Consider the following 19,522-nt stretch of genomic DNA (forward strand, 5'->3'; position numbering starts at 1 on the left):
TTGACGCGGCCGGTCGAGCTGGTTCTCAGCCCTGATTCTCAATGAATTCAACGATTCGAGGAGCGATTTGAGCCCTGAACCGAGAACCGTTGAAGACGCCATAATGACCGACCCCGGCCTGAAGATGATAGAGTTTCTTGTCTGCGGGAAGGTTGGGGGTCAAGTCGAGCGCGGCCAAGGTCTGGCCGACGCCCGAAATGTCGTCCCGCTCGCCTTCGATGGCCATGATGGCGCAGCGGCGGATGGCCGTGAGATCGACCGGCTCGTCCCGGTGCATCATCTCGCCCTTGGGCAGCTCGTGCCGGACAAAGACCTTGTCGACCGTCTGCAGGTAGAACTCGGCCGTGAGATCCATGACGGCGAGATATTCGTCGTAGAAGTCGCGGTGCTTCTCGGCCGAATCGCCATCGCCCTCCACGAGGTGATTGAACATCTCCCAATGGGCCGTGAGATGCCGGTCGATATTCATGGCCATGAAGCCGGACAATTGCAGGAAGCCCGGATACACGTCGCGCCAGAAGCCGGGATGGGACGGCGGCACCTTCGCGATGCAATGCTGTTCGAACCACTCGATGCCGCGCTCCTCGGCCAGCCGGTTCACGGCCGTGGGCGAGCGGCGGGTGTCGATCGGGCCGCCCATGAGGATCATGGAGCGCGGAATGGCCGGGTCGTTCTCCGCCTCGAGGCGGGCCACCGCGGCCACTACCGGGACCGCCGGCTGACACACGGCCATCACGTGCAGGTCCGGGCCGAGCTGCCGGAACATCGCCTTGAGATAATCGATGTAGTCGTCGAGATCGAAGCGGCCGTCGGCGAGAGGCACCAAGCTGGCATCCGCCCAGTCCGTGATCATCACCCGATGGGTGGGAAGAAAGGTCTCCACGGTGCCGCGCAGAAGCGTCGCGTAATGACCCGACATCGGCGCGACGATCAGGAGCTTGGGCTGAGTCTCGGCGATCGCATGATCGCGCCGGAAGGAGATCACCCGGCAGAAGGGGCGCTCCCACACGACCTCCTCGACGACGGGCACCTGCTGGTTGCCGAGGCTGGTGACGCCCAGTCCGAAGTCCGGCTTGGCGTAGCGGCGGGTGGTGCGCTCGAAGAGCTCGCAGGCGGCGGAAACGGTGCGCCCATAGGGCGTGTTGTTGAACGGATTGACCGGATTGTCGAAAAAGAGCTTTGTAATATCCGAAGCTGCGCGGGCGGGGGTCAGGAGCCAATGCGCCGTATCGTACCAGTAATAAGATAAATTCATTTACATCCCCAAAAGGCTGGGCGCCCGATTTCTCCCGCGCGACGGGGTAGGCTTTATCCTCAACCGTAACTTAAAGATTAAAGTTCCTCCCGATTATTGCAACGTCATTATCGAATTAATCGAATTCAAGGGGGTTTTACCCCTTCCGAATCATCGATTCAGTCCCACCTTAGGATTCCTGGCCTTTATCTTGTTGCTTGGCGAACGTCTTAAAGGCCCTATTCTGTTGGTTCATGGCAACCATCGCGTCCAAAAGTCCGAAGCCCTCGCCCCGCCAATTGCGCCTCGATACGCTGGTCAGGCTGCGCTGGCTTGCGGTGACGGGGCAGTCGGCGGCGGTTGCGTCGGTGCGGTTCGGCCTTGGATTTCCACTCCCCTTCGAGCTGTGCTTCCTCATCATCGCGGCCTCCGTCTGGACCAATCTGCTGCTGCGCATCCAGTATCCCGCGAGCCACCGGCTCAGCGACAATGCGGCCACGGCCCTGCTCGGTTTCGACATCCTGCAGCTGGCGGCTCTGCTCTATCTCACGGGCGGGCTGGAAAATCCCTTCGCGATGCTGTTCCTGGCGCCGGTGCTGATTTCGGCGACGGCCCTAACCCCCGAGCGGACCCTCGCGCTCGGTCTGCTGGCCGTCGGCTGCGCGACTTTTCTGGTGCTCACCCACAAGCCTCTGCCCTGGTACCGCGGGCAGAATTTCAGCCTCCCGTTCCTTTACGTCTCGGGGATTTGGACCGCGATCCTTCTGGGCACGGTCTTTACCGGGATCTATGCCTGGCGCGTCGCCGAGGAGGCGCGCCAGCTCGGCCAGGCGCTCGCGGCCACGGAACTCGTTCTCGCCCGCGAGCAGCATCTCTCGCAGCTCGACGGCCTTGCCGCCGCCGCCGCCCATGAGCTTGGAACGCCGCTCGCCACCATCGCCCTCGTGTCCAAGGAGCTCGGCCATGCGCTGCCCAAGCAGGGCCCCGTCGCGGAGGATCTGCGGCTCCTCCAGGAACAGGTGGACCGCTGCCGCTCGATTCTGACCAAGCTCACCTCCATGGGAGAGGAGGACGAAGAAGGCTTCCTGGAAACCGTGTCGCTCAGCCAACTCGTCGAGGAGATCGTCGAGCCGCAGCGGGCCGTGGGTTTCGATGTGCGTGTCTCGGCCCATGGCGACGGCCATGAGCCCCTGGGCCGGCGCAATCCCGGGGTCGTCTATGGCCTGTCCAATATCCTCGATAACGCGACGGACTTCGCGGAAAGCCAGGTCACCATCGACGCGCGCTGGACCCCTCACGAGGTTTTCATCGAGATCCGCGATGACGGGCCGGGCTATGCGCCCGATATCCTGCTGCGGGTGGGCGAGCCCTATGTCACGACCCGCAGCGCGGCGGAGCGGACCGAGGCCGACAACGACGAGGGCGGCGGACTGGGCTTGGGCCTCTTCATCGCCAAGACGCTGATCGAGCGCTCAGGGGCGGAACTGATCCTGACCAACGCGGCTCCGCCTGCGACGGGAGCCGTCGCACGGATCGTTTGGCCCCGTCATGCGTTTGAACAGGGTGCGGCAATTTCGCCGCAGGGAGAATCCAAGGGGTCTCTCAAAGAACAGGGGAAGAATTCCCACATCTAGGGCAGGCCTCCCGGCCTGTTTCAAGAAGGAATTGTTCCGTTATGCAAGGAGATGTTCTGATGGCCGACGCGCCCGTTGCGTTCGAGGACCGTGCCGACAAGAGCCTCTTGATCGTGGATGACGACCGGCCCTTCTCGACCCGTCTCGCCCGCGCCATGGAGGGCCGCGGCTATCAGGTACGCGTTGCCGAGAGCGTGGCCGACGGCATTGCGGCGATCGACAGCGATCCCCCGGCCTTCGCGGTGATCGACATGCGGCTGAGCGACGGGAACGGGCTCGACGTCATCGAGCGGCTGAAGAACCGTCGCCCCGATGCCCGCGGCGTGATTCTCACCGGATACGGCAACATCGCCACCGCCGTCACGGCCGTGAAGATGGGCGCGTTCGACTATCTCGCCAAGCCCGCCGACGCGGACGAGATCCATGCGGCCCTGATGGCCCAGCCGGGAGAGCGCGCGCTGCCGCCGGAAAACCCCATGTCGGCGGACCGGGTGCGCTGGGAGCATATTCAACGGGTCTATGAACTCTGCGGCCGCAACGTCTCGGAAACCGCACGCCGCCTCAACATGCATCGCCGAACGCTGCAACGCATCCTCGCCAAGCGCGCGCCGCGCTGAGTCCCCTCTCTAAAGACGTCCGTCCGCGATCCTGTCCGGATCGGCCAGCGCATGCAGGGCTGACGCAGCCGCATGGGCGAAGCGCAGGGTCACCGCCTTGCGGCGCGCGCCGGCGAGCGGATGGCGCACGGCCTCCCGCAGCACCGCCGCTCCGAAGCTGTCGGCGACGATCAGGCCGCGATCCTCGGGCAGGATATCGAAGGGCACCGTCTCCGGCACGGCGAAATAGAACCGGTCGCAGAAATCCTCGTAATCGGGCCATTTCCGGTCGGAGCGGAAATCCGCGACGCTCGACTTGATCTCGATGATCGTGAGCATGCCGTCGGGCGCAAGCGCGATGAGGTCGGCCCGCCGTCCGTTGGCGAGAGTGAATTCCGGCAGGGTTGCGTGGCCGAGTTCGGCGAAGAGCCGGCGCACGCCGCGCTGAACGCCGGCGGCGACCGGCGATTGCCGCCCGTCGGCGGGAAGGACGATGCTGGAGGAGATCAGGGCGGACGATTCGGACATGGGGGCAGAGTAACCGCTCCTCCCGGGCCTGCAACGGCACCGTTGTCGCGCATGGGAAGTTGGCCGATTTCCTATCGCGGAGCCGCGTGGTCCGGCGCTGGCGCACGCGCCTCCTCGTATCGGGCGCGATACCCCGGCATCATGCGCCAGAGGACGTCGTCGCGCAGAACGTAGTGATGGAAGAGCGCCGCCAACGCATGGCCCGCGGCCACGATGACGATGGTCCAGCCGATCCACTCGTGGAGCTCGTTGACGAGATGGTGAGCCTCGCGGGAGAAGGGCGCGAAAGGCGGCGGGATCAGGAGACCGAAAAAGCTCATGGCCTCGTTGCCCGACCAGCGCAGCACGAAACCCAGAACGGCCTCGGCCGCCAGGAGGCCGTAAAGCAGGTAATGGACCGCCTTCGAGGCCCGCTCGACCCAGCCCACCTCCGCCGCGCGAACCTGATGCCCCGGCATCAATCGCCATGCAACGCGCACGATCAGCACCACAGTGAGAATGATGCCGAGCGACATGTGCGTGACGATCATCAGGTGTCGCGTCTGCCGTGGCGCAAATCCCCACAATTCGGCCAGGGCGAACTGCGCGATCACCAGCACGGCCGTCAGCCAGTGCAGGGTGATGGCGAAACCGTCGTAGTAAGTCCTGTCGTCACCTGCGGCGATTCGGGTGGCAGCGACGAGGCCGCGATCGGATTGAAGTGCCATGCGGGCTCCCGGGGCCGGCGGATTCTTGCATCCGGCAGCATCGGATGTGACATCGGACTTATGTCCGATGCTGCAATATTTTGATCTTGAGCATCTTTGCACGCAAAACCGGCCCCCACTTTTGCGTTCGATGCTCTAACGCTTTGATCCCCGCATCTTTCCACGCAAAACCGGTCCCCACTTTTGCGTTCGATGCTCTGACGCGAGCAACGTGAAAGGGTGTTCCGTTGAAAGCGCCGCGGCGGAGCCCTCGCCTGCCACCTCAATGGAGCATCAGGTTGTGCGGGGAAAGATTCTCCAGCATATCCCGCAACTCCTCCATGTGGGGATTGAAGGTGAGCGCGATCTGGAAGGCCGCGCGGGCCTCGTTCAGATGGCCGTGGCGCAGGCAGACGTTGCCGAAGCCCGAAATGGCCCCGAAATGGCGGGGCTCCAGCCGCAGCGTCTGCGCAATGTCGAGCAGACTGTCCGCGTCGCGCTTCTCGATATAGGCGACCGTCGCGCGCTTGTTCCAGGCCTCGGCCCAATCGGGGTGCGTGGCCACGAGATGGTCGAGCAGAGGCTTGGCCTTGTGAAGCTCGCCCGACGCGATGGCCTCCACCGCCGCCGCCAGCGTCTCCTCCGCCACGCGGTCCTCGTGAGAGCTCCACAGCATCCAGATCTGGTCTTCGATCTCCTCCACCGGATGGTCCGGATCCGCCTGGGCAAGCGCCGTAAAGAGCCTCGTCAGGCGGCTCGGCAAGGCAGGCGACGGCGCTCGCCCCGGAGCCTCGAGGACGAGATGGAAAACCGGATCGACCGGCAGGGACGACGACATAACGGAGTCCGATCCCCTTCGCTAGAGATGCATCTGGAGGGGGACATAGAGGCGAAAACCGAAGCGACGAGGGGCGAAAGGCGGAGTTTGGACTGGTCGGAGCGGCGAGCCTTCGCTAGTTTCCTCCACGCCTTCGATCCAAGCGCCGTTCGGCCCGAGTGTCCTTCGGTCCGCGCGACCAATCACCAAGGAGATGTCATGGAGCGCGATCCGCTGCGCCTGGCGTGGAAAACCTCTCCGCTTCGTCATGTGCTGGGTTTTGCGCTTCTGGCCCTGTCCGGCCTCCTGCTGCTGGTCGGCCTCGAACTGATCCGCGCCGTCGTGGAGCGGGCCGTGTCGGGAGACGGCGCCGCTCCGGCTACCCTGCTGCGGATCGTTCTCCCGTCCGCGGCCCGCCTCTGGCCGGAGCCGCTCGTCCTGTTTCCGGGTTTCGCGCTCGATCCCGAGACCCTCACGCTCGCCTCCATCGGTGGTATCCTTCTCGTTCCCCTCCTCATCGCGCTTCTGCTGATTCCGCTCGACTGGATCGGCGTGAGCATCGGCTCACGGGCTCTGGCGGCGCTGCGCGCGCAGGCGCTCGAAGCCATCCTCAAGGCCCCGCCCTCCGCGCAGGACGATCTTTCGACGGCGACCGCGCTGGCCGCCCACGGGCTGGCCCGCGAGAACTCCGTGCTGGGCCTCAGCCTGTTCGTCCCGGTCAAGCTCGGGGGCATGATCGGGCTCTCCTGCGCCTATGTGTTCGTCATGGATTGGGCCCTCGGCGCCATTCTTGCGACGGTTCTTGCGGTCGGCGCCGTCCTGAGCGCGCGGCGGGCGCTCCTGCGCTTCGACGCCACCTATGCGCGCAACCGGGAGGGCGAAGTCGCCGAAAGGATCCTCGCCGACCTCGAAAACCGCATTCCGGCCATGCGCGCCCACGGCACGGGCTATTACGAGCGGGACCGAGTGCGCAGGCTTCTCGGCGAAGGCCATCGTCCCGTGATTCGGCGCGAATACCGTCTCGCCCTCGTCGATTCCACCTCGGCCGTCGTTCTGATGCTCGCCCCCATCGCGGTGCTGGCGCTCGGGGCCTGGTTCGCGCAGACGCGTCCGCTGAGCGCCGGCACCGTGGCGGCCTGCGCGCTCGCCTCCGCGCTCGCGGCCTATGGGGTGCGCGAGATCGTGCAATGGCAGCGCATGGCGGCGCGGGCCCGCGCCCTGCTGACCGATGTCGGGCAGAGCCTTTCCGCCTTGAGGCCGCGCGACGTCAGGAAGGGCAAGGCCTCGCTGCCCGGGAGCGGTGCGCTCGTGGCGCAGGGCGTTTCGGCCTACGATCCAGCCAGCGGCGCCCGGATCACTTCGGTCAATCTGAACCTTGCCTTTCCGTCTCATGTCGCCCTCGTGGGCGACGGCGATTCCGGGCCGCGGCTTCTCGCCGCCCTCATGAGCGGCCAGATACACCCGTCCGTCGGTCGCATCACCCTCGGCGGCGTGGACCTGATCGAGGCCAACCCCTTCGAGCGCAGCCAGCGCATCGCGTTCGCGGGAGACACCGTGCTCATCGAAGGCAGCCTGCGGGAGAACCTTCTCTATGGCTGCCGGGCGCCCGCGGAGGAACTCGAGCATCGTCTCTCGGACGCCATCGCGGTCACGGGGCTCGACCGGCTCACCCATGCGCGCGGCCTGTCCGGAACCCTCGATCCCAAGCGGGAGACCGCGATCGCCGCCGCGATCGTGGAGGCACGGCGGTTCGTGCAGGAGGCCTTGAGAGACGAAGACCTCGACCGCTTCGTCGACCCCTTCGATGCCGCGCGCTACAACCGCTACGCCACGGTCGGCGAGAACCTTTTGTTCGGAAAGCCCGTGGGCGACACGTTCCGCCAGGGCCGGCTCTCGGCCCATCCTTACGTCCGCGCGATTCTCGAGGCGAACGACCTCACGAAGGCCCTGAGCCAGATCGGTCTCTCCATCGCGTCGAGCATGGTGGAGATCTTCGCCGACGTTCCGGACGGGCATCCGCTCTTCGAGCGCTTCTCGTTCTTCTCCGCGTCCGACCGCCCCTATTTCCAGGATCTCGTGGAACGGCAGAGCGGCCAGAGGCGTCCCGGGCGCGATCAGGAACGCCTGATCGGCCTTGCGCTGCGCTACAACGAAAGCCGCCACCGCCTGGGCCTCGTCGACGAGACGCTCGAAGCCCGCATCCTGACGGCGCGCGGCGATTTCGCCCGCATGCTGCCGGTCAGCCTGAAGCCATCCATCGAATTCTACGAGAGGTCGAGCTTCTGCTCTGCGGCGAGCGTCCAGGACAATCTGCTCTTCGGGCGCATCGCCGCCGATCAGGCCGGGGCGGCCGAGGCCGTGCAGGGCGTCATTCGCCGGGTTCTCACCGAGCGGGGCCTCGACGGCGAAGTGTCGCGCATCGGTCTCGACCTTCCGATCGACGTTCAGGGCGACGACCTGAATCTGACCGACATCGCCGCCATCGATCTGGTGCGCTGCCTCGTGCGCCGGCCCAGCATCCTCGTCGTGCAGCGGGCGCTCGACGGCCTGACGGGGCCCGCCGCCGACCGTCTTGTGACAGCCCTTCGCCGGTCCATGGTCGGGCGCGGGCTGATCATCGTGACGCCCTCCGTGTCCCCGGCCATGGATCATCCGCCCTTCGACGCCGTTATCCATTTCGAGCGGGGCGAGCCTGTCGTGGCGCCCCGCACGCGACAACCGGAAGCGCTCAGTGCATGAAAGCCTGCACTTGCTATCCGGAATTTCCTGAGGTCATCTCATTGTCATGTGCGGCATCGCACAGAAACAGGATTTTCGACCGGGCATGATTCACGAATGGTAAGCCGAGTTGCATCCTCTGACGCGCTTCAGGTCCGCTTTTGGGGCACCCGCGGCTCCACCTGCGCCTCCGGCCCTCAGTTCATGGAATTCGGCGGCCACACGGCCTGCGTCGAAATCCGCTGCGGCGAGCGCCTCTTCATCGTCGATGCGGGAACCGGCATCTCGGCTTTGGGCAGCGCGCTCGGCGAGGACGTGCCCGACACCATCGACATTCTCTTCAGCCATCTGCATCTCGATCACGTAGGCGGCCTGCCCTTCTTCAAGCCCGCTCTCACCAAGGAGCGGCTGGTGCGCACCTATTGCGGCAATCTCGATGGCGACAGCGCCATGGAATCCCTCGACAAGCTGTTCTCGCCTCCGCTCTTTCCGGTGCGCCTGAGCCAGTTTCCGGCCCGGTTCGAGCATGTGGGCTTCAAGGCCGGGGAAACCCTGACCTTCGACGACGGCGCCGTCGTCGAGACCCATTCCCTGAACCATCCCGGCGGGGCGACGGGCTACCGCTTCCGTCACGGTGGCCGCAGCGTCTGCTACATCAGCGACGTGGAGCACACCGAAGCGTGGCCGGATCAATCCCTCGTCGAGTTCGTGCGCGACACGGATCTCATGATCTATGACGGCATGTTCTCCGAAGCCGAATATCCGCGATGCCGGGGCTGGGGACACTCCACCTGGGAGAAGGGCGTGGAGCTCGCCAAGGCCGCGGGCGTGAAAGCCATCGCCATCTTCCACCTCTATCCCGGCCACGACGACGCCTTCATCCGCGCCATGGAGGCCGAGATGCAGGCGGTGATGCCGAGTGCCTTCGTGGCCCGCGAGCGGCAATCGGTGATCCTGGACGCTTCCGATAGGGAAGCGGTTGCGGATTGGCCCGAGGCCGCTAAGGTGCCCGCCGTCTAGCGCATCGTGCGGACAAGGGGATCCGGGTTTCACTTTCGTGGCCCTTGGGGTCCGCTCCCAACGATGCGCTCACGAAGAGAGCGAGCATCGGACGGATTTGGCATGTCGACACCCATCCTCGTGACCGGAGCGGCCGGTTTCATCGGCTATCACGTGGCCGAACGCCTGATGGCGCAGGGGCATCAGGTGGTGGGCGTCGATTGCTTCACCCCCTATTACGATGTCGCCCTCAAGGAAGCCCGCTTCGCCCGGCTCACCCCCCATGGTCTCTTTTCGGGCGAAAGGGTCGATCTTTCCGATCCCCAGGCCGTGCGCGACCTCTTCCGGCGCCATCGCTTCGAGCGCGTGATCCATCTCGCCGCCCAGCCTGGCGTGCGTTTCGTCGATCCCATGCCCTATGCCTCGTCCAATCTCGTCGGCTTCATGAACATGCTGGAAGCCTGCCGCCATGCGGGCGTCGGGCACCTGGTCTATGCCTCGTCGAGTTCGGTCTACGGCGCGAATCGCACGCTGCCCTTCTCCGAGCATGAGAGCACCGAGCATCCGATCAGCCTCTATGCCGCCACCAAGAAGGCCAACGAGATGATGGCGCATTCCTATGCCTCTCTCTTCGGGCTGCCCGCGACCGGTCTTCGCTTCTTCACCGTCTACGGACCCTGGGGCAGGCCCGACATGGCCGTGTACAAATTCACCCATGCGATCGCCGAGGGCCGCGAGATCCAGGTGGCCAATGCCGGCAGGGTCCGGCGGGACTTCACCGATGTGAACGACATCGTGGAAGGCATCGTGCGGCTGGTCGACAGGGCGCCCGCGGCCAATCCGGCCTGGGATGCGGAGCATCCGGACCCGGCCACGAGCGCGGCACCCCACCGGGTCTACAACATCGGCAATGACAATCCGGAAGAGGTGAACGATCTGATCGCCCTGATCGAGGATGCCCTGGGCCGGAAGGCGAACCGCGTGGACGTGCCCCTGCCGCCCGGCGACGTTCTGGAGACCCGCGCCGACGTGACGGACCTGCGCCGGGACGTAGGCTTCGCCCCCTCGACCTCGCTCGCGGATGGCGTCGGCCGCTTCGTCCGGTGGTATCGCGAGTATCACGGGGCGTAAGATGGTTTACATCACCAACTTGGTCGCGACCATTTTTGGGCCGCTCGAACGTGTGCAATTGCTCGTCGTGCTGTTGGTTCTATCGGGATTGCTGTCATCGGCTTCGATCATCCTGCTGATGCCGCTCCTCAAACGCTATGCGCTCGCTCGTCCGAATGCGCGGTCAAGCCACCGGGTTCCAACACCGCAAGGTGGCGGTATCGCGGTCATCATCGCAGCCTGCCTCCCGCTTATGTTGATCCTCCTGTTCTCAGGATCGGACTTTAAATTTGCGTGGGGAAGCGGGATTGGGCTCAGGTTTCTCTGGCTTACATTCGCGGCTGCCATTGGGCTCGCAATCGTTGGCGCCATCGATGACCTCCGTCCGCTTCCGGTCCTGCCGCGTCTTCTGTTTCAGCTCCTGGCTGTCGTCGCTGTTGCCGCATCCGGATCTGGCGGAAACTTCCTTCCCGTGCCGGAATGGATCACGCTGATCATCGTATACCTTGCCGGCCTTTGGTTCGTGAACCTTGTCAACTTCATGGACGGGCTCGACTGGATCACCGTCGCCGAAATGGTACCGATCACAGCTTTCATCACGATTCTCGGCTGGTTCGGATTTGTCCCCCTCTCAAGCGCTCTCATCGCGGCCAGTCTCTGCGGCGCCCTGCTCGGCTTCGCGCCCTTAAACCGGCCCGTCGCACGCCTTTTCCTCGGCGATGTGGGCTCTCTGCCCATCGGCCTGCTCGTCGGCTGGATGCTGCTCGAGCTCGCCGGAACACATGCGCTCGCGGCCGCGATCCTGCTGCCGCTCTACTATCTGATGGACGCCACCATCACCCTGTTCCGCCGCCTCGCGAAGCGCGAACGCGTGTGGGAGGCGCATCGCAGCCATTTCTATCAGCGCGCTACCGACAACGGCTTCCCGGTCATGGCGGTCGTGACGCATGTCTTCGTGCTCAACCTGGCGCTCGCCGCTCTCGCGGCCGTGACACTTCTCTGGCCGACGGGCGTTGTCCAGGTGGTGGCCCTTGCTGCAGGGGCCGTTCTCGTCTGCCTGGTTCTCAGGCGCTTCTCTCAATCCCGCACGACGGCTCCCGTGGAGGTTTCTCGATGAAGAACGCCCCCTTGATCGCTCTCACCGGCTCAACGGGCTTCGTCGGCCGCCATCTCCTCGCCGAGCTGCCGAAGCGCGGCTACCGCATCCGTGTGCTCCTGCGCCGCCCCTCGGAGGTGCCTGACGGCGCATCGAGCGCCGTGATCGGCGACATCGCCTCGCCGCAGAACATGGCGGCGGCCCTGCGCGACGTGGACATGGTGGTCCATTCCGCAGGCCTCGCCCACGCCATGTCCGGTCACCCCGAAGACGATTACCGCGCCATCAACACGCAAGGAACGATCAGGCTCGCCCAGGCCGCCGAGCGGGCCGGCGTGAGGCGCTTCGTCTTTCTGTCCTCCATCCGGGCACAGAGCGGCCCGGTCGCCGAAGGCGTACTGACGGAAGGCATGGAGCCGGGGCCCACGGATGCCTATGGCCGCTCGAAGCTGGAGGCGGAAAGGGGTCTTGCCGAACTCGGTCTGGACTGGGCGGCGCTTCGTCCGGTGCTCGTCTACGGGCCCGGCGTGAAGGGCAACATGGCGGCGCTCCTGAGCCTCGCCCGTTCATCCTGGCCGCTGCCCCTCGGCGGATTGAAGGCCAAGCGGTCGCTGCTCTCCCTCGATAATCTGACGGCGGCCCTCGATACCCTCATGAGAGCCCAGGGTCCTCTGCGGCGCCCATTCATCGCGGCGGATCCGGATCCCGTGACCGTGCCCGAGATCATCGCGGCCCTGCGCGAGGGGCTGGGGCGCGGCCCTGGCCTCGTACCCGTGCCGTCTTTCGTGCTCGGCGCGGCCGCGGCGTTGACGGGAAAGACGGATGCCTATCAGCGTCTCGCCGGCTCTCTCGTCGCGAGCCCCGAAGCGCTGAGGAGCCTCGGCTGGCAGCCGATCAACCGGACGCCAGACGGATTGGCTCGGCTGGCGCGGGAGGCTGGAGGTTCTGCTGCCGGCGCTTGAATTCTGGGATGGCCTCCTCGAACACGCGCTCCGCCGCGGCCCGGTCGCCTTCGAGGACGGCCTTGTCCAAGGCGTCGAGCCACTGGTTGACCTTGGCGCGGTCCGCGAAGATGGGCTTGGCCGCCATGACGCCGTCGATGCCGATCTCGGCCATGGGCTCGTCGCGGGCGAACAGAATCTCGTGCAGGCGCTCGCCCGGACGAGTTCCCATGACGGCGATCTCGATATCGTCCCCCGGCTCGAAGCCGGCAAGCCGGATCATGCGCTCTGCAAGCTCGTAAATGCGCACCGGCTGGCCCATCTTCAGCACGTAGACCGACGCGCGCTCATAGGACAGCTTTGCGCTGGCGGAGATGTGCCGCCCGTCATCCGCATGCGAGGCGGAGGTCAGCACCAGGTCGGCCGCCTCGCGGGTCGTCATGAAATAGCGCACCATGTCGGGATGCGTGACGGTGATGGGCCCGCCGCGGGCGATCTGCGCCTTGAATTTCGGCACCACCGACCCGACGGAGCCGAGCACGTTGCCGAAGCGCACGGCGATGAGGCGCGGCGCGCCGTGGCGGCTCCTGAATTCCGCGTCGAGGGCCTGGGCGTACATTTCGGCGAAGCGCTTGGTGACGCCGAGCATGGAGACGGGATCGATGGCCTTGTCGGTGGAGATGATCACGATCTCGCCGACGCCCGCTTCCACAGCGGCATCGGCCACGTTCACGGAGCCGAACACGTTGGTCTTCACGCCCTCGGTCCAGTTCCGCTCGAGATAGGGGACATGCTTGAGGGCGGCGGCGTGGAAGACCACGTCGGGGGCGAAATCGCGCATGATCTGGCGAATCCGGTCCCGGTCGCGCACATCGGCGATGACACCGTCGACTTGGGTGTCGCTGGAGAGGAGAGTCGGATTCTCCAGGATGTGGTACAGGGACGGCTCCGAGCTTTCCACGATCATGAGATCGCTCGCCCCGAAGGCCACCACGCGGGTGCAGATCTCCGAGCCGATGGAGCCTCCGCCGCCGGTGACGAGCACGCGCTTGCCGCGAATGAACTTCTCGAGACGGCGCCGGTCGATCTGCACGGTCGGCCGCAGCAGGAGATCCTCGATCTCCAGGGGGGCCAGTTCCGCGTCCCGCATGCCTTCGCCCAGGCTCGTGACGCGGACGAGAGGCAGGCCGAGGCGGCGGGAGCGGGCCAGCAGCATGTCCGGATGAGCCTCGGGCGTAAGGGCGCTCGGAGTCGCCACGAGACGCCGGATGATCTCGCCGCGCTCATGGAAATCCTGCACGACCTGATCGAGATCGGTGAAGGTGCCAAGGACCGGCACGCCGCGGATGTTCTGCCCGAGATCGTCCTCGCGGTAGGACAGGATGCCCATAGGGCGCATCTTCTTGACCGTTCCGGTCTCGATGGCGCGCAGGATCATCTCGATGTCGGTGCCCCGGCCCAGGAGCAGGGTCGGCGTGTTCCCGTTGCGGTCGAGAGTGTGGCGGGAGCGGGCATATTTGAAATAGCGGAACGCCAGGCGTGGTCCGCCCAGCAGAAACATCTGCACCAGCCAATAGAGGGCGATCGTGATCTTGCCGAAGAAGAAGGAGCCGAAGAGCTGGGGCGAGAGAACGATGTAGTCGACGACCAGGAGCGCTAGCGCCAGGACGGCGGAAGCCCGGAAAATATTGAAGAGGTCCGGCAGGGAGGCGAAGCGCCACTTGGACCGGTAGAGATGGAAGAACCAATAGACGATGCTGGCGAAGACGATGAAGAACGGCAGGAAGGCGGGCAGATAGACCAAGCGGTCTCCCAGATGCGGCCCCTCGAAGCGGACGACGAACGTCGCGATGACCGCTACGCCCGTCATCACGAGGTCGTGCACGACGATAAGCGCTTTCTTGAAACCCTGCCGATTCATTGTCCTGCCATCAGTTGAAGTGGGGGTATCATTCCAGCCCGTCTCTTTGTCAATGTAAGACTATCACGTTTTTTCGGGTCTCGGGCCCGCCTGCCCCGTTCCCGGAAGTGGACGGTCCGCCACCACGATGAGGTAGCCTCCATCGTGAGAGACATGGGCCTGAATGCCGAAATGGTCGGCAAGTCCCTCCTCGGTCAAAACCTCCTCCGGCGGCCCCGAAGCGACGACCTTTCCCCGGTTCAGAAGGATGATCTCATCGGCAAAGCGCGCAGCCAAGGTCAGATCGTGCATGATGACGGCGGCCGTTCGGCCGGCCCGCGCCTGGCCCTTCAGCACGTCCAGCACGACGAGCTGATGGCGCGGATCGAGCGCCGCGACGGGCTCGTCGGCCAGGAGCGCCGGCGCCTGCGTCGCCAGGGCCCGGGCCAGAAGCACGCGCGCGCGCTCGCCGCCCGACAGTTCCGTCGCAGCCCGGTCCTCGAAACCTTCAAGGTCCACCGCATGAAGGGCTGCGGCGACCGCCGCGCGCCCGGAGGCGGACAGGCTGCCGGGCTTCTCGCCATGCGGCAGACGGCCGAGGGCGACCACTTCGGCGACGGGCAGCGGCCAGGCGATGCTGCCGCCCTGCGGCAGATAGGCGATCAAGCGCGCCCGCTCCCCGGCCTTCATGCGGGCGACCGGCCGCCCGTCGAGGATCACCTGCCCGCCGCCGGGCTCCAGGAGGCCTGCGAGCGCGCGCATCAGGGTCGTCTTGCCCGCGCCGTTCGGACCGACGATCACCGTGAGGCGGCCCGGGCGCAGGGTGAGATCGATGCCCGAGAGCGCACGCCGGCGGCCGAGATCGACGGAGAGGTTCCGGGCCTGGAGCTCGGTCATAGGGGCATCTCCGCGAGTTCCGCCTTGCGGCGGGCGATGACCCAGAGGAAGAACGGCACCCCGAGAATGGCCGTGAGGACCCCGACCTTGATCTCGGTCTGCGAGGGAATGAGGCGCACGGCGCAATCGGCGGCGAGCAGGAGCGCCGCGCCCACGAGACCGGACGGCAGGAGGGTCCGGGCCGGGTCGTATCCCACGAAGGGGCGGATCAGGTGAGGCGCGACAAGGCCCACGAAGCCGATCGATCCCGCCACCGCCACCGAGGCTCCCGTGCCGATGGCTGCTCCTGCCACCAGGAGCAGCCGCAGGCGCGTCACGTCCGCGCCCAGGCTGCGTGCGGTCTCCTCCCCCAGGGCCAGCGCCCGAAGGCCGTTCGAGGCAGACAGGACGAGCGCCGACGCCACGAGGATGAAGGGCGCCGCGAGCCAGACATGCGTGATCGAGCGATCCTCGAAGGAGCCCAGGAGCCAGAACACGATTTCGGTGACCGCGAAGGGATTGGGCGAGAGGCTGATGGCGAGGGAGGTTCCCGCCCCCGCGAGGCTCCCGATCGCCAGGCCCGACAGGACGAGCACCGCCACGGTGGCCCGGCGCCCCGCGACCGCCACCACGAGCGCCACCGAGGCGAGTGCGCCCAGGATCGCCGCGAACGGCAGCGCCCAGGACAGGGCGCCGACGAACCCGGAATAGATCACCAGCACCGCCCCGAAGGCGGCCGCCTGCGGCGCGCCGAACACGGCCGTATCGGCGAGGGGGTTGCGGAGCAGCCCCTGCAGCCCCGCTCCGGTCAGCCCGAAGATCCAGCCGATCAGGAGGGCGAGCAGCGTCCGCGGCAGGCGGATGTCGCGCACCACGATGGTCACACTGCCCTGATCGGAGGCGAGCGCCGTCAGGGCCCGGACGGGCGAGATCGGGGCCGGCCCGATGACGAGGGAAGCGATGCTCAAGCCCGCGACGAGGAGCATGAGGCCGAGGATGAGGGGCAGCCGGGACGGACGCATGAACCGATTGATGTTGTCCCGTTCGGGATAGCAACAGCGCCGCCGGGTGTCACCTGCATGTTACAGGTTCAATCCCGATGCCCTTCCGTGATACGAACGCATCCACGCCACCGCGCATTGCTTGAGGGACCGGCATGAACCGTCTGTTCGCGAACCTGCCCACCACCGTCTTCGAAGTCATGTCGAGCCTGGCCCGGGAAACCGGCGCGATCAATCTCGGCCAGGGCTTCCCTGACGATCCGGGGCCGGAGGACGTGCGGCGCGCGGCCGCCGACGCGGTGCTCGACGGCTACAACCAATATCCCTCGATGATGGGAATCCCGGAGCTGCGCGCGGCGATCGCGGCGCATTACCGGCACTGGCAGGGCCTGGACCTCGACGCGAATACGGAGGTGATGGTGACGTCCGGCGCCACCGAGGCGCTCGCCGGCGCGATTCTCGGGATCGTGGAGCCCGGCGACGAGGTGGTGCTCTTCGAGCCCATGTATGACGCCTATCTGCCGCTGGTGCGGCTTGCCGGCGGCGTGCCGAAATTCGTCACGCTCCAGCCGCCGCATTTCCGACTGACCGAGGAAGCCCTGTCGCGGGCCTTCTCGCCGAAGACGAAGGCGGTGGTGTTCAACAACCCGCTCAATCCATCGGCGACCGTGTTCTCGGACGAGGACCTGGCCCTGCTGGCGGAGTTCTGCCGAAGGTATGACGCCATCGCGATCTCGGACGAGGTGTGGGAGCATGTGGTGTTCGATGGCATCCGGCACCGGCCGATTCTGGGGCTCGACGGCATGCGCGAGCGTTCGGTGAAGATCGGCTCCGCCGGCAAGATCTTCAGCCTCACGGGCTGGAAGGTGGGCTTCGTGGCGGCGGCCCCTCACATCATGAAGGTGCTGGCGAAGTCCCATCAGTTCCTCACCTTCACGACCCCGCCGAACCTGCAATCCGCCGTGGCCTACGGCCTGGGCAAGGACGATGCTTATTTCGAGGGGATGCGGGCGAATTTCACCCGCAGCCGCGACCGCTTCACAGCGGGGCTGAAGACCCTCGGCTTCGACGTGATCCCGAGCCAGGGCACCTATTTTGTCAATATCGACATCTCGGGTCTCGGCGAGACCGACGACGTGGCCTTCTGCCGCCGGCTCGTGCTGGAGCACGGCGTCGCGGCCATTCCGGTTTCGGCATTCTACGCCGAGGGCGCGGTGAAGACCGTGGTGCGCTTCTGCTTCGCCAAGAAGGACCAGACCCTCGACGCCGGCCTCGAGCGGCTGGAGAAGGCGGTCAAGCGGGCGGCGTAAGGCTCTCCCTGGGTGTGGCGGGCGCCGAGGCCTCGCGTCTTCCGCCCCGGCCGCCTCATCAACAGTCCATCCCGAACGGCCTTGACGCGGGAGACATTAGGACTTCAAGTAAGCGCCTAGCCGAGCACGGCTTTTTCCCGCTTTTCTTAAGGAGTTCCCTCCCCTGATGATCCGTCTTCTCGCTTCGGTTGCTCTGGGCCTCGGCCTTGTCACCGCCGCCGCCGCCCAAGAGCGTGTGGTCAACGTCTATAACTGGTCCGACTATGTGGACCCCAAGGCGCTGGACGAGTTTACGAAGGAAACCGGCATCAAGGTGGTCTACGACACCTACGACAACAACGAGATCGTCGAGACGAAGCTGCTCGCCGGCAAGTCGGGCTACGACATCGTCGTGCCGTCGGGCCCGTTCGTGCAGCGCCTGATCGGCGCCAAGGTGTTCCAGAAGCTCGACAAGTCGAAGCTGCCGAACCTGTCGAACCAGTGGCCGGAAATCACGAAGAACCTCGCCGTATTCGATCCGGGCAATCAGTATGCCGTGAACTACATGTGGGGCACCACCGGCATCGGCCTGAACGTGAAGAAGGTGAAGGACATCCTCGGCGACATGCCGCTCAACACCTGGGATCTGGTGATGAAGCCGGAGATCGCCTCGAAGCTCAAGAGCTGCGGCATCTACATGCTGGATAGCCCCGAGGATCTCTTCCCCGGCGTGCTGGCCTATCTGGGGCTGAACCCCGATTCCAAGCGCACCGAGGATCTGAACAAGGCCGGCGACGCCCTGTTCCGCGTCCGCGGCAATATCCAGAAATTCCACTCCTCCGAATACATCAACGCGCTCGCCAACGGCGACATCTGCGTGGCGGTGGGCTATTCGGGCGACATGATCCAGGCCAAGACCCGGGCAGAGGAAGCCAAGAACGGCGTCGAGGTCGCCTACGTGATCCCGCGCGAAGGCGCCCTGATGTGGTTCGACAGCTTCGTGATCCCGGCCGATGCCAAGAACGTGGCCGAGGCGCACGAATTCATCAACTTCATGATGCGGCCCGAGATCGCCGCCCTGAACACGAACTACGTGTCCTATGCCTCGGGCAACCTGGCGGCCAAGCAGCATGTCGATCCGGCGATCCTCGACAATCCCGGCATCTATCCGGACGACGCCACCATGAAGCGCCTCTTCACCAACACGGCCTATGACGAGCGCTCGCAGCGCACCGTCACCCGCCTCTGGACCCGGGTGAAGACGGGCCGTTAATCGCCCGCTCAGGTTGAGCCTGCATTGTTGTTGCGCCCATCAAGCTCCGCCCCCGGGCGGAGCTTTTGTTTTCAGAAGGACCTTCGACAATGCGCCTCGCCCTTGCAACAGCCTTGGTTGCCGCTCTTGGCCTTGCCACCCCTGCTCTCGCCCAGAACACGCCTCCCCGCCAGCCGACCATCAGCGTTATGGGAACCGGCGACGCCGAACTGAAGCCGGACTTCGCCAATCTCTTTGTGAGCGTCGAGACCGAAGCGCCCACGGTGGCGCAAGCGTCTACCGCCAATAGCGCCGCCGCGGAGCGGGTGCTCGCGCGCATCCAGAGCCTCGGCATCAAGAGGGATGACATTCAGACGGCGAATTTCCAGGTGTTCAAGGTCGAGCCGCCGGTCGAGAAGATGAACGTTTCGAGGGATTCAAAGGATGCACTGAAGTTTCGCGCAACACACCAACTGCGTATCAAGACCCGTGATCTCGACAATGTCGGGAAACTCGCGGGCGAGATCCTGGCGAGCGGAGATATGACCTTCCAGTCCGTCTCGTTCGGCCTCGACCGCCAGGAAGAGGGCGGGGACAAGGCCCGGGAGGCGGCGGTGCGCGACGCCAGGCGCCAGGCCGAGGTCTATGCCGGCGCGGCGGGCGTGGCGCTGGGGCGCCTGATCGAGATCCGCGACGGCTCGGCCCAACCCTTCGAGCAACCCATGATGCGCATGCAGATGGCCGCCAAGGCGGCGGATTTCGTCCCGCTCGTGCCCCCGGCGACGATCCGCTACACCGCCAACGTGCAGCTTGTCTGGGAACTCGCCGAGCGTCCCTGAACCCGT

At 65.7% G+C, this 19,522-nt stretch carries 17 protein-coding genes; 10 read left to right on the forward strand and 7 right to left on the reverse strand.

Features of this window, described 5'->3' with window-relative positions:
- Positions 1-25 precede the first annotated feature (25 nt).
- Positions 26-1,255 carry a polyhydroxyalkanoate depolymerase gene (locus tag AB8841_RS28650; protein ID WP_370439133.1) on the reverse strand — a complete coding sequence of 410 codons (1,230 nt, stop codon included), beginning with the start codon at positions 1,253-1,255 and terminating at the stop codon, positions 26-28.
- Positions 1,256-1,488: 233 nt separating this feature from the next.
- Between AB8841_RS28650 and AB8841_RS28655 the strand changes: the two genes are divergently transcribed.
- Together AB8841_RS28655 and AB8841_RS28660 are read left to right on the forward strand one after the other, a co-directional pair.
- Positions 1,489-2,868, forward strand: a complete 1,380-nt coding sequence (locus AB8841_RS28655; RefSeq protein WP_370439134.1) for an ActS/PrrB/RegB family redox-sensitive histidine kinase — start codon at positions 1,489-1,491, stop codon at positions 2,866-2,868.
- Between the two features lie 59 nt (positions 2,869-2,927).
- Positions 2,928-3,485 carry an ActR/PrrA/RegA family redox response regulator transcription factor gene (locus tag AB8841_RS28660; RefSeq protein WP_370439135.1) on the forward strand — a complete coding sequence of 186 codons (558 nt, stop codon included), beginning with the start codon at positions 2,928-2,930 and terminating at the stop codon, positions 3,483-3,485.
- Positions 3,486-3,494: 9 nt separating this feature from the next.
- Here AB8841_RS28660 and AB8841_RS28665 read toward each other — a convergent pair whose 3' ends face one another.
- From AB8841_RS28665 to AB8841_RS28675, 3 genes are all read right to left on the reverse strand, one after another.
- A complete protein-coding gene (locus AB8841_RS28665) occupies positions 3,495-3,992 on the reverse strand; it encodes an MmcB family DNA repair protein (protein WP_370439136.1) in 498 nt (165 codons plus the stop codon).
- Positions 3,993-4,063: 71 nt separating this feature from the next.
- Positions 4,064-4,699: a cytochrome b gene (locus AB8841_RS28670; protein WP_370439137.1), complete on the reverse strand. Its 636-nt coding sequence runs from the start codon at positions 4,697-4,699 to the stop codon at positions 4,064-4,066.
- A 262-nt stretch (positions 4,700-4,961) separates the two neighbouring features.
- Complete coding sequence (locus tag AB8841_RS28675) at positions 4,962-5,516, reverse strand: tetratricopeptide repeat protein (RefSeq protein WP_370439138.1); 555 nt, start codon at positions 5,514-5,516, stop codon at positions 4,962-4,964.
- A 198-nt stretch (positions 5,517-5,714) separates the two neighbouring features.
- Between AB8841_RS28675 and AB8841_RS28680 the strand changes: the two genes are divergently transcribed.
- The 5 genes from AB8841_RS28680 to AB8841_RS28700 all read left to right on the forward strand — a co-directional run bounded on the left by AB8841_RS28680 (position 5,715) and on the right by AB8841_RS28700 (position 12,380).
- The gene (locus AB8841_RS28680; protein WP_370439139.1) at positions 5,715-8,234 is read left to right on the forward strand and encodes an ABC transporter ATP-binding protein; all 2,520 of its coding nucleotides are present in this window, start codon (positions 5,715-5,717) and stop codon (positions 8,232-8,234) included.
- Positions 8,235-8,330: 96 nt separating this feature from the next.
- Positions 8,331-9,233 (forward strand): MBL fold metallo-hydrolase, encoded by a 903-nt coding sequence (locus AB8841_RS28685; protein ID WP_370439140.1) that lies wholly within the window; start codon positions 8,331-8,333, stop codon positions 9,231-9,233.
- A 102-nt stretch (positions 9,234-9,335) separates the two neighbouring features.
- Positions 9,336-10,343 carry an NAD-dependent epimerase/dehydratase family protein gene (locus AB8841_RS28690; RefSeq protein ID WP_370439141.1) on the forward strand — a complete coding sequence of 336 codons (1,008 nt, stop codon included), beginning with the start codon at positions 9,336-9,338 and terminating at the stop codon, positions 10,341-10,343.
- 1 nt (position 10,344) lies between these two features.
- Positions 10,345-11,439 (forward strand): glycosyltransferase family 4 protein, encoded by a 1,095-nt coding sequence (locus AB8841_RS28695; protein ID WP_370439142.1) that lies wholly within the window; start codon positions 10,345-10,347, stop codon positions 11,437-11,439.
- Positions 11,436-12,380 carry an NAD-dependent epimerase/dehydratase family protein gene (locus AB8841_RS28700; protein WP_370439143.1) on the forward strand — a complete coding sequence of 315 codons (945 nt, stop codon included), beginning with the start codon at positions 11,436-11,438 and terminating at the stop codon, positions 12,378-12,380. The genes AB8841_RS28695 and AB8841_RS28700 overlap by 4 nt, the downstream gene beginning before the upstream one ends.
- Here the strand turns inward: AB8841_RS28700 and AB8841_RS28705 are convergent.
- The 3 genes from AB8841_RS28705 to AB8841_RS28715 all read right to left on the reverse strand — a co-directional run bounded on the left by AB8841_RS28705 (position 12,313) and on the right by AB8841_RS28715 (position 16,157).
- On the reverse strand, positions 12,313-14,280 hold the full coding sequence (locus AB8841_RS28705; protein WP_370439144.1) for an SDR family NAD(P)-dependent oxidoreductase: 1,968 nt from the start codon (positions 14,278-14,280) through the stop codon (positions 12,313-12,315). The two genes, AB8841_RS28700 and AB8841_RS28705, sit on opposite strands and share 68 nt — an antisense overlap.
- A 63-nt stretch (positions 14,281-14,343) precedes the next feature.
- Positions 14,344-15,156, reverse strand: coding sequence for an ABC transporter ATP-binding protein (locus AB8841_RS28710; protein ID WP_370439145.1), 813 nt, complete (start codon positions 15,154-15,156; stop codon positions 14,344-14,346).
- Positions 15,153-16,157, reverse strand: a complete 1,005-nt coding sequence (locus tag AB8841_RS28715; RefSeq protein ID WP_370439146.1) for a FecCD family ABC transporter permease — start codon at positions 16,155-16,157, stop codon at positions 15,153-15,155. Before AB8841_RS28715 ends, AB8841_RS28710 begins: the two co-directional genes overlap by 4 nt.
- A 134-nt stretch (positions 16,158-16,291) precedes the next feature.
- On the opposite strand from AB8841_RS28715, the gene AB8841_RS28720 reads away from it, so the two are divergent.
- The 3 genes from AB8841_RS28720 to AB8841_RS28730 all read left to right on the forward strand — a co-directional run bounded on the left by AB8841_RS28720 (position 16,292) and on the right by AB8841_RS28730 (position 19,516).
- On the forward strand, positions 16,292-17,446 hold the full coding sequence (locus tag AB8841_RS28720) for an aminotransferase (protein ID WP_370439147.1): 1,155 nt from the start codon (positions 16,292-16,294) through the stop codon (positions 17,444-17,446).
- A gap of 166 nt (positions 17,447-17,612) precedes the next feature.
- Positions 17,613-18,698: a polyamine ABC transporter substrate-binding protein gene (locus AB8841_RS28725; protein WP_370439148.1), complete on the forward strand. Its 1,086-nt coding sequence runs from the start codon at positions 17,613-17,615 to the stop codon at positions 18,696-18,698.
- 89 nt (positions 18,699-18,787) lie between these two features.
- On the forward strand, positions 18,788-19,516 hold the full coding sequence (locus AB8841_RS28730; RefSeq protein ID WP_370439149.1) for an SIMPL domain-containing protein: 729 nt from the start codon (positions 18,788-18,790) through the stop codon (positions 19,514-19,516).
- The last annotated feature ends 6 nt before the right edge of the window (positions 19,517-19,522 follow it).

The organism is Microvirga sp. TS319, assembly GCF_041276405.1.
GTDB lineage: Bacteria > Pseudomonadota > Alphaproteobacteria > Rhizobiales > Beijerinckiaceae > Microvirga.

What these genes read in the sequence shown, in the direction of transcription:
- AB8841_RS28650 (WP_370439133.1), bottom strand. Translation starts at nt 1,255, where the DNA reads ATGAATTTATCTTATTACTGGTACGATACGGCGCATTGGCTCCTGACC.
- AB8841_RS28655 (WP_370439134.1), top strand. Translation starts at nt 1,489, where the DNA reads ATGGCAACCATCGCGTCCAAAAGTCCGAAGCCCTCGCCCCGCCAATTG.
- AB8841_RS28660 (WP_370439135.1), top strand. Translation starts at nt 2,928, where the DNA reads ATGGCCGACGCGCCCGTTGCGTTCGAGGACCGTGCCGACAAGAGCCTC.
- AB8841_RS28665 (WP_370439136.1), bottom strand. Translation starts at nt 3,992, where the DNA reads ATGTCCGAATCGTCCGCCCTGATCTCCTCCAGCATCGTCCTTCCCGCC.
- AB8841_RS28670 (WP_370439137.1), bottom strand. Translation starts at nt 4,699, where the DNA reads ATGGCACTTCAATCCGATCGCGGCCTCGTCGCTGCCACCCGAATCGCC.
- AB8841_RS28675 (WP_370439138.1), bottom strand. Translation starts at nt 5,516, where the DNA reads ATGTCGTCGTCCCTGCCGGTCGATCCGGTTTTCCATCTCGTCCTCGAG.
- AB8841_RS28680 (WP_370439139.1), top strand. Translation starts at nt 5,715, where the DNA reads ATGGAGCGCGATCCGCTGCGCCTGGCGTGGAAAACCTCTCCGCTTCGT.
- AB8841_RS28685 (WP_370439140.1), top strand. Translation starts at nt 8,331, where the DNA reads ATGGTAAGCCGAGTTGCATCCTCTGACGCGCTTCAGGTCCGCTTTTGG.
- AB8841_RS28690 (WP_370439141.1), top strand. Translation starts at nt 9,336, where the DNA reads ATGTCGACACCCATCCTCGTGACCGGAGCGGCCGGTTTCATCGGCTAT.
- AB8841_RS28695 (WP_370439142.1), top strand. Translation starts at nt 10,345, where the DNA reads ATGGTTTACATCACCAACTTGGTCGCGACCATTTTTGGGCCGCTCGAA.
- AB8841_RS28700 (WP_370439143.1), top strand. Translation starts at nt 11,436, where the DNA reads ATGAAGAACGCCCCCTTGATCGCTCTCACCGGCTCAACGGGCTTCGTC.
- AB8841_RS28705 (WP_370439144.1), bottom strand. Translation starts at nt 14,280, where the DNA reads ATGAATCGGCAGGGTTTCAAGAAAGCGCTTATCGTCGTGCACGACCTC.
- AB8841_RS28710 (WP_370439145.1), bottom strand. Translation starts at nt 15,156, where the DNA reads ATGACCGAGCTCCAGGCCCGGAACCTCTCCGTCGATCTCGGCCGCCGG.
- AB8841_RS28715 (WP_370439146.1), bottom strand. Translation starts at nt 16,157, where the DNA reads ATGCGTCCGTCCCGGCTGCCCCTCATCCTCGGCCTCATGCTCCTCGTC.
- AB8841_RS28720 (WP_370439147.1), top strand. Translation starts at nt 16,292, where the DNA reads ATGAACCGTCTGTTCGCGAACCTGCCCACCACCGTCTTCGAAGTCATG.
- AB8841_RS28725 (WP_370439148.1), top strand. Translation starts at nt 17,613, where the DNA reads ATGATCCGTCTTCTCGCTTCGGTTGCTCTGGGCCTCGGCCTTGTCACC.
- AB8841_RS28730 (WP_370439149.1), top strand. Translation starts at nt 18,788, where the DNA reads ATGCGCCTCGCCCTTGCAACAGCCTTGGTTGCCGCTCTTGGCCTTGCC.